This window comes from Candidatus Arthromitus sp. SFB-rat-Yit (assembly GCF_000283555.1).
Lineage (GTDB): Bacteria > Bacillota > Clostridia > Clostridiales > Clostridiaceae > Dwaynesavagella.
Window position 1 is genome coordinate 767,090 of record NC_016012.1, and the last position, 19,514, is coordinate 786,603.

Genomic DNA, 19,514 nt, shown 5'->3' on the forward strand with positions numbered 1-19,514 from the left:
TGATTGCTCTTTTTATATAAAAATGTATTTTGATTCTTCAACCTCATCAAGTCCTTTGTTTAAAAAATCTTCAATAATATTTTTCATATTTATTTTAATTATTTTAAGATTATATTTCCCATCTTTATATTCATTTGTTTTTCCATCATCATAATAATATATTCCCTTTGCTACATCTCCATAAACATTAAAAGTTACCTTATTGGGTCTGTTCTCAGTATTTAAATATTTTTCATCATAAGTTGGTATTATGCTTCCTTCTTTAACAAAAATAATAACTTTATCTAAATCACATTTTATTTTATATCGTTTGTTACCGTTATAAATTTTATTACTCATAAAATCATACCATCTACCTTCTGGAAGATAAACAGTTTTATACATTTCTCCTTTATGTACTATCGGAGCAATTAACATAGAATTTCCGAGCATAAATTCTTCTTTCATATTTATAACGTTTATATCATCTTGAAATTCCATGACAAGAGGTCTAAACAAAGGAAGACCATATTTATGAGATTCATAGAAACATGTGTATATATAAGGCATCAATCTATATCTAAGCTCTATAGCATTTTTTGCTATTTTTTCAGCTCTTAAACCAAAAGACCATGGTTCTTGCCTTCTTGTATATTTATTTGAATGATTTCTAAATATAGGAAGAAATGTTCCGATTTGCATCCATCTTATAAATAATTCTTCTTCACAATCTGACGAAAAACCCCCAACATCATTTCCAACAAAAGAAAAACCACTAATCCCTAAATTGCAATTCATTGGGATAGACATTCTGAGTTGACTCCACAAACTTGTATTATCTCCAGTCCAAATCGAAGTATATCTCTGACCTCCTGAATATATAGCTCTACTCATAGAAAAACTTCTTAAATTTTTATTTAATTCTTCCTGTGCTTCAAAAGAACATCTACTCATTTCAAGTCCATATCTGTTATGAAATTCCTTGTGCTCTAAAATCCCATAATCACCATTATGCAAACAATTCTCTGGTATAGTTTTAAAGTCATTATTAAATACACATGGCTCATTCATGTCATTCCAAATTCCATCTATATTATAGTTAGCTATAAATTTTTTGAGTTCACTCTTCCACCATTCCCTCGCCTGACTATTTGAAAAATCAGGAAATGCACTATCATTAGCCCACGCAGCTCCAATATATAAAGTTCCATCAGGATTTTTTACAAAATGATCGCCATCTATACCATTTTTATAAACACTATAATTTTCATCAACTTTTACACCTGGGTCTAATATTGTTATTGTTTTAATCCCCTTACTTTTTAGAGTGCTTATGAGCGATTTCGCATCTTGAAACTCTGGAACTTTAAATGTCATTACTCTAAAACCATCCATGTAATCTATATCAAAATAAATTGCATCAAGAGGAATTTCTTTCTCTTCAAAAGTATTTACTATTTGAAGAATTTCTTTGCTATCCATATAACTAAATCTATTTTGTTGATATCCAAGACTCCAAAAAGGGGGCATATCCATTTTTCCAGTTAGATTGCTATATTCACAAACAACATCTTTTATAGTTTCACCTAATATAAAATTATATTGTATATGCCCTCCTATAGCTCCGAAAAATATTCTATCTTCATAGCTCCTTCCCATATCAAAAAAACTTCTAAAACTATTATCAAAGAATATCCCATAATTTTTTTCATCATTTAATGCCACATAGAAAGGTATTGTTTTATAAAAAACCAGAGATTTATCATCCGTTTCTGGATCGTCAGTATTAAAATTTTCCATATAACACCCTATTTTATTTAAATCTCCACCTCTTTCACCAAATCCATAATATGCATAACAATCATTAACTTTTGAAATATAAACATATCCATTTTCATCTTTAAAAGATGGCTCAAAATCCTCACACAAAACATTCCCAAATACATCTTTAAATGTAATTCTTGAATCAATCTTATTGACACAAGTTATTATTTTATCGCTCGATATGATTATTTCGTCCCCAATGTTTTGGGTTGTAAGAGTGATTTTATCATTCTTTAAAACAATTGAATTCGTATTTGATTTTTCGTCACATAAACCTCCGACAAATATTGACACAATGCTTTGATTAATATATTCTACACAAACCTTTCTGAGATTGTAAAGTATAGTTACTGTATTTTCTTTTGAAATAATCTCCTCATAAACAAGGGGCTCTCCTTTATATGATTTAAATTTTTGATTTAAATTTTCTCTATATTTTAATTGTTCCATTTTATCTTCTCCCTAAATTTTTATTTAGTCTAACACAAATAACAAGGAATGTTTTAATATTAATGAAACAATATTGAATTTTACCATACAAAATATAAATTTTTCATTACATACAAATTTAGTATAAAAAAGCATTTGGCTAAAAATTAAGCCAAATGCTTTTATTTTAATTTAAATTTGCAACATTTATCCAAGAAATATTTATGGATTCTATCATCTTCTGTCAACTCTGGATGAAAAGATAATGCGATTTGATTGTTATATTCAACACCAACAATTTTGTTATCAACCTTGCTTAAAATTTCAACTCGAGGAGTTACGTGGGATATATATGGGGCACGTATAAATCTCATTGGGAAAACACCGATATTTTTAATTTCATGATCAATAGAGAAACTTCCTAATTGCCTTCCATATGCATTCCTTTTTATTGTCATTGGGATAGTTCCAAAACATACATTCCCTTCTCCTTCAATTTTTTCTGAAAGTAATATAGCTCCAGCACAAGTCCCCATAACAGGGAGTCCTATCAATATTTTTTCTTTAAGATCATTAAACATATCTAGATCATATAACAGCTTTCTCATCACTGTACTTTCACCACCAGGCAATATAAGTCCATCAAAATCCATATTTACATGAAATTTCTGTCTTATTTCAATACATTCAACTCCGAGTTTTTTTAAAATATTTTTATGTTCAATAAAAGCTCCTTGCACAGATAAAATTCCTATTTTCATATACAACTATTTACCTCTTTCAGACATAAGAAGTTCAATTTCATCTGGATTAATTCCAACCATTGCTTCTCCAAGATCTTCAGATAATTTAGCAATAAGTTTACTATCATTATAATTTGTAACAGCTTGTACAATAGATGTTGCTCTTTTTACAGGGTTTCCCGATTTGAAAATTCCTGATCCTACAAAAACACCTTCTGCTCCGAGTTGCATCATAAGTGCAGCATCTGCAGGAGTAGCAATTCCACCAGCTGCAAAATTAACAACAGGCAACCTTTTATTTTCATGAACATAACATAAGAGATCATAAGGAACCTGAAGTTCTTTAGCTACATTATAAAGTTCATCTTCCCTCATCGATGAAACTTTAGATATTTCACAATTCATTTTTCTCATGTGTCTAACTGCTTGCACGATATCTCCTGTACCTGGCTCACCCTTTGTTCTTATCATGCTAGCACCTTCATTAATTCTTCTTAAAGCTTCTCCTAAATCTTTTGCACCACAAACAAAAGGAACATTAAAATTTCTTTTATTAATGTGTAAAATATCATCAGCAGGCGATAAAACTTCACTTTCATCAATATAATCAATCTCTATTGCTTCTAATATTTGTGCTTCAACAAAATGACCAATACGACATTTTGCCATAACTGGAATAGAAACAGCTTCTTGAATTCCTTTTATCATTTTCGGATCACTCATGCGAGATACTCCACCAGCTGCACGAATATCTGCAGGTATACGTTCTAAAGCCATAACAGCACAAGCTCCTGACTCTTCAGCAATTTTTGCTTGCTCAGGTGTAGTAACATCCATAATAACTCCACCCTTTAGCATTTTTGCTAATTCTTTGTTCAATTCATAACGATTATTATTCACTTAAACATTACCTCCATAATAACTAAAGTTTTAAATTAATTATAGCACCTCAAAACTTTTAAAGGAAACAAACAAAAAAAGACTGTACAAAAATTGTACAGCCTAAAAATTTTTAATAAATACCTAAAGATGATAATATACCACTAAATTCTTGTCCATTTGTCATTTCTTCAATAACATCTACCAAAGCTTTATTTTGAATATTGTGCATAGTTAACTCTTGATTGTATTTTGATACCCAATAATTAAATCCTTCTTGATCTGGATCTCTTTGGAATATACCTTTATAAAGAGCTCTTATTTTATCTTGAGTTGATGGTGCAACTTGCATAAACTCAGCTTCAACTAAAAGATTTTTAAAGAAATCTTTTAATGTTGTCTGACCAGTTGACAATCTTCCACTCCAGTAATCTAACCCTTGTGTATCGATACTTCTATTAAATACATTTGTGTAAACTGTATTTAAATAATTGCTTAACGCTTGGCTATTTACATTTGATGGTGGTGGAGTTGGTGTTGGCACTGGAGTTGGAACTGGAGTCGGTGTTGGCGCTGGAGTTGGTGTTGGCGCTGGAGTAGTTGCCCCACCTCTAACAGTAAAAGGATTGATATTATAAATATAATCTATATCTCTAAAATCATCTTCAAATGTTAAACGCATATAACTATAAGTAACTCCTGGCATTAAACCGTATATTATAACGTTATTACCACTTCTTACATCTTCTACACCCTCAGGATCTCCATCAACACTAGATTTATAATTTCCCATACCAGCAGGAATTGGAATAGTAACTGCATAACTTCCATAATAAGTTGTTTCACCACTTACAGAAACAGTTCCTTTATAAATATTTTGTCCATCTCTGGCATTATGTATTGCTGCTTTTGCGTCAGTATTATGTAATGTAGATGCTTGTACACTAGTAGCTCCAGCTAAAAACATAGACGAAAAAACTAAAACAGATGCTACAACTTTCTTTATTTTTCTAAAATTCATTAAATTTTCCTCCAAATTTTATAAATAGCATTGCAAGTATTATATATAATAATTCGTTCTTTAGTCAACCAACTTTATACAAATGATAAATATTTCCCCAAAAATTTTTAATTACTTTTTTAAAAGCGTCAAAATACCTTGTAAAGTTAATCCTATAATTAAAAAAATTATTAGACCTATTATAATTGCCCATATCCAATCTGAAGATCCATTACCATTTCTACCAATAATAATTGCAACCAATAGTCCGATGAACAGAGAGGCTGCCCAAAAAGCTCCTATAGATGAATCAATTTTATTTGGATACATTCATCTCAACTCCATTTCATTTCATTTAAAATTTATAATCATGCAATCACATTAATTATAAAAAATAATCTCAAATATGTAAATAAAATTTTACAAACAAGTTATAAAATTAATTTAAAGATAAAAAATTAAGCATTTACATAATGTAAATGCTTAATTTAACAATATATAGATTAAAGAATTATACAAATCAAACCGCCACTACCTTCATTAACAATCTTTTGTAATGTCCTCTGAATTTTTGCTTGAACATCATCTGGCATCTTATATAATTTGTTTTGAAGTCCCTCTTTAACTAATACTTCCAAGCTTTTTCCAAACATATTTGATTGCCACATACTAGATGGATCATTTTCGAATTGTTCAAGTAAAGATTTAACAAGCTCTTCAGTTTCTCTTTCTGTTCCCATTATAGGAGATATTTCAGTTTGAATATCAGCTTTAATTAAATGTAACGATGGTGCAGATGCTTTTAGTTTTACTCCATAACGTGTACCTTGTCTTATAATTTCAGGCTCTTCAAATCTCATTTCAGATAATTGAGGTGCAACTAAACCATATCCAGTTTCTCTAACATCATTTAAAGCTTGTTCAACTTTACTATATTCAACCTTAGCTTTATATAAATCCTTTATAAATTCTAATAAATGTCCTTCGTCTTGAATCTCTTGTCCACATATTTCACTTAATATTTTGTAGAAAATATTACTATGAACATTAAATTTAATTCTAGATTTTCCATTTCCAAGACTAGTTTCTACTATATCTATTCCACTTACAACCTCATCTTTTTCAACTATATAATCAGTAATCTTTTTAACATCGCTGATCTTATTTATATCTTGACTCATCTCTCTTATTAAAGATATGAAATTTTCTTTTAACCAATGTTTAGGATCAAGTCCATTTATCCAACTAGGCAAATCTATATGAAGTTCTTTAACAGGAAATTCTGTCAATACTCTCTTAAATAATTTCTCTATATCTTCTTCTGTCATTTTAGCAATATCTATTGCTACAACTGGAACATCATATTTTTCTTCAAGATTTAATTTTAACTCCTGAGTTTCAAATGTGTCAGGGTGTTTTGTATTTAAAACTACTACAAAAGGTTTATTTATACTTTTAAGATCAAGAATTACTCTTTCTTCAGCATCAACATAACTCTCTCTATCTATTCCTGTAAAAGAACCATCTGTAGTAACAACTACTCCAACAGTTGAATGGTCTGTTATAACTTTTCTTGTGCCAATTTCGGCAGCTTCTTCGAAAGCAATTTCTTCATCAAACCAGGGAGTTTTAACCATTTTAGGAGTATCTCCTTCTAAATGTCCTAAAGCCTCATCGACTATGTATCCAACACAATCAACTAATCTAACTTTTAATTTTAAGTTTTCATTAAAATTAATTTCAACTGCTTCATTAGGTATAAATTTAGGTTCAGTTGTATGAATGCTTTTTCCAGATCCACTTTGAGGTAATTCATCCCTAGCTCTTTCTTTTTTAAATGAATTTTCGATACGAGGAATTACCATTTTATCCATAAAAGTTTTTATGAAAGTTGATTTTCCTGTTCTAACTGGTCCAACAACTCCTATATAGATGTCACCTTGCGTTCTTTTTGCTATGTCTTCGTATATATTTAAGTTTTCCAATCTAAGTACCTCCACAATTTAACTTAATCTATTAAAATATATATTTTCTTTTTTTAACTTTATGACATTTAATACTAATAATTATTAAAAACAAAAATAGAGTACCGCTAAAATTTAGCAATACTCCATGCAAAAATTATTTTCTAATAATTTTAAATTTATATATTGAGATTTTCATCTTTTTTATTCCTTGACATTAATGCTGTTTCTATATAATGCAATTCTTTATTATTGTACAATACTTCATAAATAGATTCTATTATGGGAACCTCAATGTTTTTTTCTTTCGCAATATTATAGAATATTTTACAAGCTGTTACTCCTTCAACAACCATACCTATTTTTTCAATAGCTTCATTAAGTTTCATTCCTTGACCAATAAGTAAACCACATTTTCTATTTCTACTATGATTGCTTAGACAAGTAACAATTAAATCCCCAATTCCTGTTAAACCGAAGAACGTTTCTAAGTGTCCTCCCATTGCAATACCCATCTTTACAAGATCATTTAAAGATCTTGTAATAATAGCTGCACTTGAATTATCTCCATATCCCATACCATTAATAATTCCTATAGCTAAAGCGATTATATTTTTCATCGCTCCACCTATTTCAACTCCAACAATATCTGGATTTGTATAAATTCTCAAAACATCATTCGATAATGTATCTCTAATTAAAATTGCTTTATCCATATTTTTTGAAGTAGCAACAAGTGCTGTGGGCTGTTTTGCTGCAACTTCTTCTGCATGACTCGGACCAGATAAAACAACAATTGAATTATTTGGAAACTCCTCTTCCAAAACCTCAGACAATCTTTTATATGTACTTAACTCTATTCCTTTAGACAAACAAACTATAATAGCATTTTGCTTTAATTTATTATGTATTTTCTTTGATATTTCTCTTATAGCTTGCGATGGAACTGAAAGAAAGATAATATCACTATCATAAACAGCTTCATCAATATCATTTGTTGCTATAACTTTTTCGGGAATGATGACGTTTTTCAAATATTTTATATTTTTTCTGTCACAATTAATCCCAGAAACGACATCTACATTTCTATCATACATTTTGATATTAAAATTATATTGTGAGAAAATCACAGCAAGTGCTGTCCCAAAACTTCCACTACCTAAAAATGTTAAATTCATTTCTTTTCTTTCCTCTCCTTATAATGTATGTCTATGCCTGTCCCCTCAAAGTCAAAGCTTTCTCTTATTTGATTATGAAGATATCTTGTATATGAAAAGTGTAGGGTTTTTTCATCATTTATGAAAAATATAAATTTAGGCGGTTTGATATCAACTTGAGTACAATAATATATTTTTAATCTTTTTAGACCAACTATTGGAGGTTCTTTTATCATAGTAGCTCTTCCAATAATTTCATTTAAAATTCCTGTTGGAACTCTTCTTGAATAATTATCATAACATTTTTTGGCAATTTTTAAAACTTGATGAATTCGCTGTCCTGTTAATGCAGATATAAATAGATACGGAGCATATGTAACAAAGCTAAGTTGATTTTGTATGTTCTTTTTAAATTCATTATAAGTTTTATCATTTTTCTCTACGATATCCCATTTATTTACAAGTATGACTATGGCTTTATTTCTTTCATGTGCATAACCAAGTATTTTTTCATCTTGCTCTGTCACCCCTTGAGTTGCATCAATCATAAGTATACAAACGTCACATCTATCGATACTATAAAGACTACGAATAACACTGTAATGCTCAATATTCTCTTTAATTTTTGACTTCTTCCTAATACCAGCTGTATCTATTAAATTAAATTTTCCAATTTCATTTTCAAAATATGTATCAATAGAATCTCTAGTTGTACCAGCTAAATCACTCACTATAGACCTATTATATCCTAATAACTTATTTATCAATGAGGATTTACCTACATTAGGTTTACCGACAAAGGCAATTTTAACAATATCTTCCTCATCTTCTTCAATTTCTATATCATCGAAATGTTTAACAAGTTCATCAAGCATATCACCAAGACCCAAAGCTTGAGTTGATGATATAGAACAAGGCTCACCTAAACCAAATTCATAAAATTCATAAAAATTCATTTCATCTTTTTTAGAATCAATTTTGTTTACAACAAGTATTATAGGTTTTTTACTTTTGCGTAGTATTCTCGCAATTTCTCTATCCCCATCTACAAGACCAGATTTTCCATCTACAAGAAATAAAATAACATCAGCAGTTTCTATTGCAAGCTCTGTTTGAATCCTCATATTTTTAAACATATCATCACTTGTTTTAAATTCAATACCACCAGTATCAATCATTATGAATTTATGATTAAGCCATTCTGCATCTCTGTAAATTCTATCACGAGTAACTCCTGGAGAATCATCAACTATAGAAACTCTATCCCCAACAATTTTATTAAATAATGTAGATTTTCCCACATTAGGACGACCAACAATTGCAACGATTGGTTTTTTCATTTTTTATTCCTCCAATATATCTAGAAATAAAATATGTTTTTAATTTAAACTCATAAATTATTTAATCTTAATTTTATGTACTTATTGTATTATAACACAATATTTATTTCTAATTAAATAAAAAGGTACAGTTGCTACACTGTACCAAAATATAAACTTATATTAATCTTTTATTGGTTCTTTTTTAACTATTGTGTTCTTATCATTAAATTTTAAAAATTCACAAATATAATCAACTAATTTGTTTAATCTTTCAACATCAATATTATTTTCAACAGTATCGCTAGTTTGATGAATCATATTTTTATATATAGTATCAAATAAAGCAATTGTTTGCATTCCATTTTTTTCAAATACTACTTGATCACTAGTATAATATTTAATTTCTGTATCCTTTTTAATTTTTTCATCTAATGTGTCCATATATTTAAAAATTAAAGATGATAATTCTGGTGACCTTTTATCATTGCTGTAAACAATGAGGGGAGATCCATTTTTTATACCAATACAATCCATGTTTATATTGTAAATATTTTCATATCTATCTTTTATATCGTTAACTAATGCTATTGATCCAACGTATCCTAATTCTTCATGATTAACAGCTGCTATTATTATATCAGTTTCAAATGGAGTTTCTTTTGAGATTTCCTTTAATTTATACGCTATTCTTAAAAGTGCCGCTGTACCAGAAGCGTTATCTACAGCTCCAGGATAAATAGCATCTTTGTTTTTTGATGTTTGACCAATACCGATTCCTACATGGTCAAAATGTGCTGTAATTACAACTGCCTTGCTTTTTTCATTATGTTTTGTACCTTTAATTAATCCGATAACATTACTCTTTTCACCATCTGGATCAAGAATACTATCATCAAGAGTTGTTGTGAATTTGTATTTATGTAAATATGTATCTTTAAACAAATAATCAAGACCTATATTTGAAAATTGAGAGTTTAAATACTCAACGGTTTTGTCATTTCCATCGGTATCACTTCCTCTTCCTTTAAAATCCTCAGAAGTTAAAATTTGAAGTATTTTTTCTGTTCCATCAATTAAATCTAAATTTTGAGTTGGAGCATTATTTGTTTCATTAAATTCATTTTTTAATTGTGTAACTTTTGAATAAGTCATAGCATCCTTATAAAGTTCATTAAGAGTGGCATTATCACTATTTTTCACACAAGAGCTTACACTAAATAAAATTACAAAAGCCAGTAATAAAAGTTTTACACGTTTAAATAAATTCATATTTTTAAACTCTACCTCCAAAAATTTTTAACTATATACAGTATAACAATTTTGTTAATCGATTCCAAACTCTTTTGCATATTTTATAGTTCCACAAACATTATCTTTTATATTTTTGTTTATCTTATAAGCCATAAAATTTTCATCTGGAACATCGAAAGATGCTTTTATTCCAAATTTGATTGCTGGTAAATATCCTGCTTTAGGATAATATTTTTCACTTCCTACAACCACTGAATATGTATAACCTAATTTTTTTGCGATACTATGTCCTTCTTTAATTAAAGCTAACCCTATTCCTCGGTTTTGCTTTTCAGGTAGAACTGATAAAGGAGCTAAAACTAAAACGGTATTACCATTAATTTCAGCTTTTGTAAACATTATATGTCCTACAATTTCCCCATCTATTTCACAAACTAATGAAAGCTCAGGTATAAATGATTTTCCTTTTCGAAGTTTATTTACCAATTCATGTTCATTACCATCGGAATGCTCGGCATTTTCAAAAGCAATTTTAACTAGAGAATATATTTCTTCAAAATCACAAATCTCTTCCTTACGTATGATCATAACACACCTCTTTCTTTAAAAGTCAAAAGCTTATCTCTATAATATTCGTATTGTTTCTTCCTGGCTTCAATTTCTGCAGGAAGTCCTTCAGTTAAATCGTTACAAAGCTTGTCAAATCTATCTAATATATTAATAATTTTTTGTTGTTTTTCAATACTAGGAATACTTATCATATATTTCTTAACTAATGTATCTGTTATAGATGGATAACTTGCACCTTGTTGAAATTTTTCAACGTAAATTTGAAATCTCTTAGCCGACAAATTATAATATAACCATTTAGATAATAAAAATTTGGTATCTGCACGCAAAACACAGTATCCAGTACTACATATTTGATTATCTAATGATTCAGGAATTATTGCCAATCTCATTTGAGTTGGTCTAGTTGTACCAAATATAACATCATTTATTTTAACTTGTTGTTGTGCCCTACTTGGATGATCATCAACATTAATAATAACCGTGTTATTTATAGAACTATTTTTAATATTAACGGAAGATAAGTCTATATAATTCCAATTTTCAAATTGAGAAACCGTATTCCAATTTATATTAATTACTTTCTTAATAACCTTATTAATTTCAATCATCTCTGAATCTTTTTCAACATCATTTAGCAATCTATCTCTATAATACTCATACTGTTTCCTTCTTGCTGTAAGCTCAGTCTTAAGATTTTCTATAAGTTCTGTTGTAAACTCTGTAAACGAATCTAAAATATGTACAATCTCTTCTTGAAGCTCTAACGGTGGTATTGGAATCTTAAATTTCCCAATATCAGAAATATAAACATGAGGAATTCCTGCTCCTTTTTTTGTTGAATATATCTTATCTTGCATGTTTGACAAACAATAATAAACATATTTTGTTAAAATCTTATCATTTGTTTTTATTGAAAAGGCATCACATACAAAAATGGGTTCATTCCAATATTGAACATATCCTGCACCTGCTCCACTTCCCGCTACAGTTATAGTTTCATCTGTTCTATTAAACATATCACAATAAAAAGCTGGTTCACGTCCTCCAGAAATAACAGGATAATTTCCCTCTCTTGCATCTTTTTTACTTAAAGATTTGCCTTTTTGCATTTGTGTACAATCTAATATTGTTTGATATTCCACCCCATCAGGACAAAGTTCTTTTATCAATTTATCAAGTTTGCCCATATATAAAACCACGTCATTTCTACATAAATTTTAAAATCTCATAAATCTAAATCTCTTATATTACAAATTTATAATAGAACATATGTTATTACAATTCAACTCTTCCAAACCAAATAAAATAATAAAGACTTCCGATAATATTAAATACATCGAAAGTCTTCTTTATCAACTCTTATTTCAAATATATATTTTTAAATTCATCGCTATCAGCCATATATTTTAACATATCACCATAACTCAAACCATTTTTCAATTTATTGTTCCAATATTTCAGACCCTCATCATCTGGCTCTCGCTTAAATAAATTTTCATACAATAACTTTATAAATTTTGTATAATCATTCATGTCTTGTATATCCTTTTTTAACTGTTTCCAATTTTCCCAATCGTTGTCTTTCATTGAAAATGGACATATTTTTCTACTGGCATCGTAATGTCTTACAACATAATCAATCGAAATATTTTGTTTGTCCATTTCATACTTGATCAATTTAAGCGTGTTGTTATACATCTTTTTGTAATCGCCATCAGAATTAACACACATTTCTATTCCAATGCTATTTTCATTTGTAATTCCATATCGTCCATGACCATCTCCACAATGAAAAGATTTATCTGAATCTTTAACAATCCTCAAAATTTGAATATCATCTACAAAATAATGAGCAGATGCCCCTATATCTCCTGAATTAAAATAATTGTAATGAGCCTCAGCATTCGCACCAATGTCAGTATTATTTGTATCGTGTATAACCAGATATTTAATCTTTTCTCCATTTCTCGAAGAAAAATTATATTTAATCAACTTTTCGTTAATCTTGATTTCCATGGTAACTCATCCTTTGATTAATTTTTAATTGATACTATATGCAATATTTCAAAATATGGTTACAAAAAAACTTAAGAGATATAATCCCTTAAGTTCTCAAAATCAAATTTAATTATTTAACTTCCTTTTAAAAAATTCACCAGATTTTAAATACATAATATTTTCGCAAATATTATTTATATGGTCACCAGCTCTCTCATAATATTTGATCACAAATAATGTTTGAACAGCTATATTATTTGAAATTTTCCCAGAATTCATTTTCTCCATAATATTTGAAAAAACCTTAGTATACTCATTATCAATCAATTCATCACTCTCATATATTTCAATAGCCTTTTTCTTGTTGTTATCAATATAGGCCTGAACAACTTCTCTAACCATTTTTTTAATCGCATTGGAAAAATAATCTGATATTTCAGAATCAATACTTTCATTTTCAGGTATATACATAGATACTTTTGCAAGATCTACAGCATAATCTCCTATACGCTCCAAATCTTGAATTATTTTTATTGTTGTAAACAATCTTCTCAAATCACTCGCAAGTGGATTTTGAGTAGCAATAAGTTTTAAACATTTATATTCCATTTCCTCTTTAAGAAAATCTATATTATCATCATTTTCAATAATTAATTTCGCCAATTCAGTGTCTTTAGTCCTTAAAACCTTTTCTGATTTTTCAAACTGATCTATAACAAGATTGCCTAATTTCAATAAAGATTCATTTAATTCATCTAACACTTTTCTAAATTTTATACGCATTACAATCCTCCTAAAATTCTATCCAAACCTTCCTGTAATATAGTCCTCTGTAAGCTTATTCGCTGGATTTTGAAATATTTTTTCAGTTCTATCCATTTCTTCAAGTTTACCATTTAAGAAAAATGCTGTGTAATCAGAAATTCTTCCCGCTTGTTGCATATTATGAGTAACTATTACAATAGTATATTTCTTTCTAAGTTTTACCAATAATTCCTCTATTTTTATGGTAGAAATTGGATCTAATGCAGAAGTAGGTTCATCCATTAAAATTATTTTGGGTTGAGTTGCTAAACATCTTGCAATACACAATCTTTGTTGTTGACCTCCAGATAAATTATAAGCACTTTTTTTCAAATCATCTTTAACTTCATCCCAAAGGGCAACATCTTTCAAAGTAGTTTCAACAAGTTCATCTAAAATATTTTTATCTTTTATTCCATAATTTCTTGGAGCAAAGACTATATTATCATAAATAGATTTAGGAAATGGATTTGGCTTTTGAAAAACTAACCCAACTTCTTTTCGAAGTAGCACAACATCTTGCTCTTTTATATCCTTACCATCTAAGAGTATCTTGCCTGTATATCTAGAGTAATCAAACATTTCATTCATTCTATTTAAATTTCTTAAAAATGTAGATTTACCACATCCAGAAGGTCCAATAAGAGCTGTAACTTTATTTTCATATATGTCGATATTTATGTTGAACAAAGTTTGCTTTTCTCCGTAAAAGAAATTTAAATCTTCAACTTTTATAATAACTTTTTTCATTAAATACTAACCACCGATCTGTTAATCATATTTTTTCTCAAATTTTTTCCTTATAATGATTGCCGCGATATTAAATATCAAAACTATCAACAGTAAAATAATTATTCCTGATGATGCCAATTGTTGGAATTCTGGCTCTGGTCTTGAAGTCCAATTATATATTTGTATAGGCAATACCGTAAATCCATCAAACAAACTTAAAGGGACAAATCTTATAAATGTTGCAGCTCCAACAACAATAAGTGGAGATGCTTCACCAATGGCACGGGCAAGAGATAAAACTATTCCAGTAATTATGTTTGACATAGCACATGGAATAATTACTCCCTTAATAGCTTTCCATTTAGATACACCAAGAGCTAAAGCTCCCTCATACAATGAATATGGAACAGTTCTAATTGCTTCTTGAGAAGAAATTATTATTGGCGACAAAACTAAAAGTGAGAGTGTTAATGCTCCAGATAATATACTTGATCCAAACATGAAAAATTTTACAAAAACTCCAAGACCAAGTATTCCATATACAATAGCAGGAACTCCTGCAAGATTTTGTATATTTAATTTTATAAAATTTGTAAATTTTGAAGATTTAGCATACAGTTCCAAATAAATAGCCGTACCGATCCCAAGAGGTATAGAAATTATTGAAGTTAAAATTAATATATAAACGCTTCCAACAATTGCTGGTAATATTCCAGCTCTTGCAGGTCTACTTGATGGGAAACTTGTTATGAATTTCCAGTTTAAATTTTTCAAACCATTCGAAAAAATCTGAATTAATAGAGCAATTAAGAAAAATACACCTATAAGAGTTGCAATTATTGTAACAATTTTCAATACTTTATCTTTATACTTTCTCTTTTTTAGATTATTTTTTATAATCTCATTATCATACAAATCAATTTTCATTATTTCCCTGCTTCCATTTCTAAAACTTATATTTATTTTTGTTTATAATTTTGCGAGCTACAATATTTAAAATTAAGGTAATCAAAAATAATATAGCTCCACAAACAAAAATTGTCTTATATTCAATTGAATCAAATGAAACATCTCCCATACTAACATTAGCCATATAAGTTGTTAATGTCTGTATACTCTTCAATGGATTCATATTAAAAAGAGGATTGCTTCCAGATGCAATTGCAACAACCATTGTTTCACCTATAGCTCGAGAAATAGCCAAAATAAATGATGATATAATTCCTGATCTAGCTGCTGGAATTAAAACTTTGCTTGTAACTTCATACTTTGTACTACCAAGTGCATAAGCACCTCTTTTTATTGATCCTGGTATACTCCTTAATGCATCCTCACTTAAAGAAGCAATCATCGGAATAATCATTATCCCTATAGCAATACCAGCACTTAATGCGTTATATATCTCTAAATTATGTATAAACAACTTCAACACAGGAGTTATAAATGTTAATGCAAAAAATCCATAAACAACTGATGGAATAAATGCTAATGCTTCTAAAACAGGTTTCAAAATAGCACGAACTTTTTTAGATGCATATTCACTTAAATAAATTGAAATTAAAAGACCTATAGGTATTGCTATTAAACACGCAATAACAGCTATAATTATAGTTCCAATTACTAAAGTCATAATATTATAAGTTGGGGTACTTAAAAGTGGATTCCAGGAATTACCTTTAAATAAATCAAAAAAACTAACTTCCTTAAAAAAATCTTTAGCTTCAAATAACAATAGGAAAACTATACTGATTGTGATAAGAATTGAAATAAATGCAAATAATCTCAGCAAACCTTCTATAAATTTCTCTTTCACTAAAATAAAACCTCCAAACTAATATTAAAGTCTAAATATGAAATTTATCTTCATAAATTTATTTTAAATTATCTAGTTGATTTTCATAACTTTTATCTGATAATTGAACTAAGTTAACCTCTTTAGCAAGAGTTCCCGCATTCAAAAGATAAAATTTAAGAAATTCACTTATTTCCTGCCTATCAAGATTATTTTTATTGAAATATATCCTAAGTGGTCTTGATAATAGATAGCTTTCATCATTTATAGTTTGTGTTGATGGCTCTACATTATCAATAGATATCAAATTAATTTTATCTTTATTTGATTCATAATAACTATATCCAAAATATCCTATCGAATATTTGTCCCCACTTATTCCTTTGATCAAAATATTATCATCTTCACTAACTATAGCATCCTCTCTTTGGAGCTTAGCTTTTCCATTCACAATTTCCGTGAAAAACTCAAAAGTTCCAGAGGCTGTTCCTGGAGTATAAACTTTTATTAATTCATTTGGAAATCCTTCTCTCACATCACTCCAATATTTTGCAGGATTATCATATCTAAAAATATGAGAAACCTCCTCTTTTGTTAAATTTGTTGCGAACGTATTATCTTTGCTAACAATAACAGATATACCATCATTTGCTACAACCAACTCTTGAGCATCTATTCCATTATTTTTAGCTCTATCAAGTTCAGAATCCTTAATTTTTCTAGAAGCATTAACTATATCAATTTCACCCTCAATAAACTTTTTCATTCCTCCACCAGTTCCAGACTCAGCTATAGATATTCTAACTTTTGGATTTACTATAGAAAATTCTTCAGCTACTATTTCTGTTATCGGATAAACTGTTGATGACCCATCAATAACAATATTACCACGCAAAGTAGATTTATTTTGAACATTACTGCAAGAAACAAATAAAAATAAGCACAAAACTACTCCCAAATTTAATATCTTAAAGAATCCTTTGTTCATAAAATTAATCTCTCCTCAAATCAATTTAAAACATATTTTAAACCAAATTAGTTAAGCTTATATTTTGCTAATGTTAAATCTATATTAAATTTGTTATGCTATTTTAAATTTAATTTTAAAAACAAATAAAGTAGAGTAATTAACTTACTCTACTTTATTTTTAGGGATACTAATTTTAAATGTAACACCTTTATTTTTATTATTAAAAACCTCAACATTCCCAGAAATCTTTTTAACAGCACCATATACTATAGATAAACCTAAACCTGTTCCTCGAAATTTTGTCTTAGAAGTTGGAATTTTATAAAATCTCTCAAATATATTTTCAATTTCATTTTCAGGTATTCCAATTCCATCATCCGAAAATTTAATATATACGTTTTTACTATCCTCTTTACAAATTATATCTATATTTTCCCCAAAAGAGTGTTTTATCGAATTATCAATTATATTTAAAAATATTTGCATAATATACTTTTCACAACTTAGAATTTTAATCCTATCTCCAGTAATATTAACATTAATATTACTATTGGATATCTGAGGGGTAAGTAATTGTTTAATACTGTATAACAATTGCATAATATCTATCTTTTGTTTTGTTATATCATTCTGTGTTTGAATTTCTGAAAAAATAAGTATATCACTTATTAAATTATTAAGCCTTATAGCTTCCTTCGATATTATATCGTAAAATATTTGTCTATCATTTTCATTTTCAACATTTTTTAACGTATCAGCAAATCCTATTATAGACGTTAAAGGAGTTTTTAATTCATGTGTTATATTTGAAATAAACTCTGTACTCATATTATCAATCTTCTTTTGTTCAGTTATATTTTTAAATGTATATATAGTAAAACTGTTATTTATCTTTTTTATATAACAAGATATATTAACAAATGAATACTCTTCAGGTATCTCAAACACAGTATCATTATTAAATTCAAGCAACCATCTTAAATTAGTTTTTTCAAGCAATTTATTATGCATCTCTTTTAAATCTAAAATATTAAACAATTTACCTAATTCATCATTTACATAATAAATCCTGTTTTTAATATCTAAAATCAATACCCCATATTCAAGAATATCTATTGTACGCTCTAAAACATAGTTATCTTCCCATATCTTATCATACTTTTTATACACTTTATTAAACTTAAACTTTATCAAATCTAGTATATTTTCTAATCCAAAGCTCTTTTTATTAGCCATATTAACAACTGATTCTAAATAATCGTTAGAATTAATTGTTAAAATATTTAACAAATTACGCTTAATTCTATTATTAAATTTTAGAAAACAAATACACATACCTAAAATTAGTATTAATAAACAAATTATCAATATTAAATTAAAAATTTTCATTATATTCTAAATTGAATTTATACCCTATTCCTCTCACCGTTTCAATAAATACAGGATTTTTATCATCATCTTCTATCTTTTTTCTTAAATTTCTAACATGAACATCTACAGTTCTAGTTTCACCTATGTAATTATATCCCCAAATATTATCAAGTATATATTCTCTAGTTAGAACATGACCATTACTTCTTATAAGCATTACCAATAACTCAAATTCTTTAAAGGTCATATCTAGTTTTCTGCCTTTTTTATATATCTCTCTCTTTTTTAAATCTAATAATATATCGCCAAATTTAAAATCACAAGATAAATTTGTTTCATTAAAATTTAATTTTTCCATTCTCCTAAATACAGCTTTTATTCGAGCAACTATTTCATTTATAGAAAATGGCTTACAAATATAATCGTCAGCTCCAAGATTTAGTGCCAATACTTTATCAAATTCTCTACTTTTTGAAGAAACTATTATTATAGGTATCTTCTTTGTATCTTCGTTATTGGATAATTCACTACATATTTCAAAACCATCTTTTCCAGTTAACATTAAATCAAGCAATATTAATTCGGGCTTAAACTCTGTTACAATATTAATTATATCTAATCCATCTAAGACATACTTTACATCAAATCCATTTTTCGTTAAATTGTATCTCAACAACTCAACAATATTAAACTCATCTTCAACAATTAAAATCTTTTTACCCATAA

General features: G+C 28.1%; 19 protein-coding genes. All 19 read right to left on the bottom strand.

The features are described from left to right. Positions 1-12 precede the first annotated feature (12 nt). The 19 genes from RATSFB_RS03580 to RATSFB_RS03670 all read right to left on the bottom strand — a co-directional run bounded on the left by RATSFB_RS03580 (position 13) and on the right by RATSFB_RS03670 (position 19,512). Positions 13-2,253, bottom strand: coding sequence for a glycoside hydrolase family 31 protein (locus RATSFB_RS03580; RefSeq protein ID WP_014094685.1), 2,241 nt, complete (start codon positions 2,251-2,253; stop codon positions 13-15). Positions 2,254-2,414: 161 nt separating this feature from the next. Beyond that, the gene (pdxT, locus tag RATSFB_RS03585; protein WP_014094686.1) at positions 2,415-2,993 is read right to left on the bottom strand and encodes a pyridoxal 5'-phosphate synthase glutaminase subunit PdxT; all 579 of its coding nucleotides are present in this window, start codon (positions 2,991-2,993) and stop codon (positions 2,415-2,417) included. Positions 2,994-2,999: 6 nt separating this feature from the next. Continuing rightward, positions 3,000-3,875: a pyridoxal 5'-phosphate synthase lyase subunit PdxS gene (pdxS, locus tag RATSFB_RS03590; RefSeq protein ID WP_014094687.1), complete on the bottom strand. Its 876-nt coding sequence runs from the start codon at positions 3,873-3,875 to the stop codon at positions 3,000-3,002. A gap of 112 nt (positions 3,876-3,987) precedes the next feature. Then, positions 3,988-4,875 (bottom strand): DUF4214 domain-containing protein, encoded by an 888-nt coding sequence (locus RATSFB_RS03595; RefSeq protein WP_014094688.1) that lies wholly within the window; start codon positions 4,873-4,875, stop codon positions 3,988-3,990. Positions 4,876-4,986: 111 nt separating this feature from the next. Then, positions 4,987-5,184 carry a hypothetical protein gene (locus tag RATSFB_RS03600; RefSeq protein ID WP_044035539.1) on the bottom strand — a complete coding sequence of 66 codons (198 nt, stop codon included), beginning with the start codon at positions 5,182-5,184 and terminating at the stop codon, positions 4,987-4,989. A 173-nt stretch (positions 5,185-5,357) separates the two neighbouring features. Continuing rightward, the gene (gene spoIVA, locus RATSFB_RS03605) at positions 5,358-6,839 is read right to left on the bottom strand and encodes a stage IV sporulation protein A (protein WP_044035540.1); all 1,482 of its coding nucleotides are present in this window, start codon (positions 6,837-6,839) and stop codon (positions 5,358-5,360) included. Positions 6,840-6,997: 158 nt separating this feature from the next. Next, complete coding sequence (locus RATSFB_RS03610) at positions 6,998-7,996, bottom strand: NAD(P)H-dependent glycerol-3-phosphate dehydrogenase (protein ID WP_014094690.1); 999 nt, start codon at positions 7,994-7,996, stop codon at positions 6,998-7,000. Next, the gene (gene der / locus RATSFB_RS03615; protein WP_014094691.1) at positions 7,993-9,315 is read right to left on the bottom strand and encodes a ribosome biogenesis GTPase Der; all 1,323 of its coding nucleotides are present in this window, start codon (positions 9,313-9,315) and stop codon (positions 7,993-7,995) included. The genes RATSFB_RS03610 and der overlap by 4 nt, the downstream gene beginning before the upstream one ends. Before the next feature lie 162 nt (positions 9,316-9,477). Beyond that, positions 9,478-10,566: a M28 family metallopeptidase gene (locus RATSFB_RS03620; RefSeq protein ID WP_044035541.1), complete on the bottom strand. Its 1,089-nt coding sequence runs from the start codon at positions 10,564-10,566 to the stop codon at positions 9,478-9,480. 54 nt (positions 10,567-10,620) lie between these two features. Continuing rightward, complete coding sequence (locus RATSFB_RS03625; protein WP_014094693.1) at positions 10,621-11,136, bottom strand: GNAT family N-acetyltransferase; 516 nt, start codon at positions 11,134-11,136, stop codon at positions 10,621-10,623. Beyond that, positions 11,133-12,308 (bottom strand): restriction endonuclease subunit S, encoded by a 1,176-nt coding sequence (locus RATSFB_RS03630; RefSeq protein ID WP_014094694.1) that lies wholly within the window; start codon positions 12,306-12,308, stop codon positions 11,133-11,135. The genes RATSFB_RS03625 and RATSFB_RS03630 overlap by 4 nt, the downstream gene beginning before the upstream one ends. 172 nt (positions 12,309-12,480) lie before the next feature. Next, positions 12,481-13,137 carry an N-acetylmuramoyl-L-alanine amidase gene (locus RATSFB_RS03635; RefSeq protein WP_014094695.1) on the bottom strand — a complete coding sequence of 219 codons (657 nt, stop codon included), beginning with the start codon at positions 13,135-13,137 and terminating at the stop codon, positions 12,481-12,483. A gap of 108 nt (positions 13,138-13,245) precedes the next feature. After that, on the bottom strand, positions 13,246-13,902 hold the full coding sequence (gene phoU / locus RATSFB_RS03640) for a phosphate signaling complex protein PhoU (protein WP_014094696.1): 657 nt from the start codon (positions 13,900-13,902) through the stop codon (positions 13,246-13,248). Between the two features lie 18 nt (positions 13,903-13,920). After that, positions 13,921-14,673: a phosphate ABC transporter ATP-binding protein PstB gene (pstB, locus tag RATSFB_RS03645; protein WP_014094697.1), complete on the bottom strand. Its 753-nt coding sequence runs from the start codon at positions 14,671-14,673 to the stop codon at positions 13,921-13,923. Between the two features lie 21 nt (positions 14,674-14,694). Continuing rightward, entirely contained in the window at positions 14,695-15,582 is an 888-nt protein-coding gene (pstA, locus tag RATSFB_RS03650) for a phosphate ABC transporter permease PstA (protein ID WP_014094698.1), read from the bottom strand. 19 nt (positions 15,583-15,601) lie between these two features. Beyond that, the gene (gene pstC, locus RATSFB_RS03655) at positions 15,602-16,468 is read right to left on the bottom strand and encodes a phosphate ABC transporter permease subunit PstC (RefSeq protein ID WP_014094699.1); all 867 of its coding nucleotides are present in this window, start codon (positions 16,466-16,468) and stop codon (positions 15,602-15,604) included. 58 nt (positions 16,469-16,526) lie between these two features. After that, positions 16,527-17,435, bottom strand: coding sequence for a PstS family phosphate ABC transporter substrate-binding protein (locus tag RATSFB_RS03660; RefSeq protein ID WP_014094700.1), 909 nt, complete (start codon positions 17,433-17,435; stop codon positions 16,527-16,529). Positions 17,436-17,579: 144 nt separating this feature from the next. Then, on the bottom strand, positions 17,580-18,806 hold the full coding sequence (locus RATSFB_RS03665; RefSeq protein ID WP_014094701.1) for a sensor histidine kinase: 1,227 nt from the start codon (positions 18,804-18,806) through the stop codon (positions 17,580-17,582). Then, a complete protein-coding gene (locus RATSFB_RS03670) occupies positions 18,793-19,512 on the bottom strand; it encodes a response regulator transcription factor (RefSeq protein ID WP_014094702.1) in 720 nt (239 codons plus the stop codon). Before RATSFB_RS03670 ends, RATSFB_RS03665 begins: the two co-directional genes overlap by 14 nt. Between the last annotated feature and the right edge of the window lie 2 nt (positions 19,513-19,514).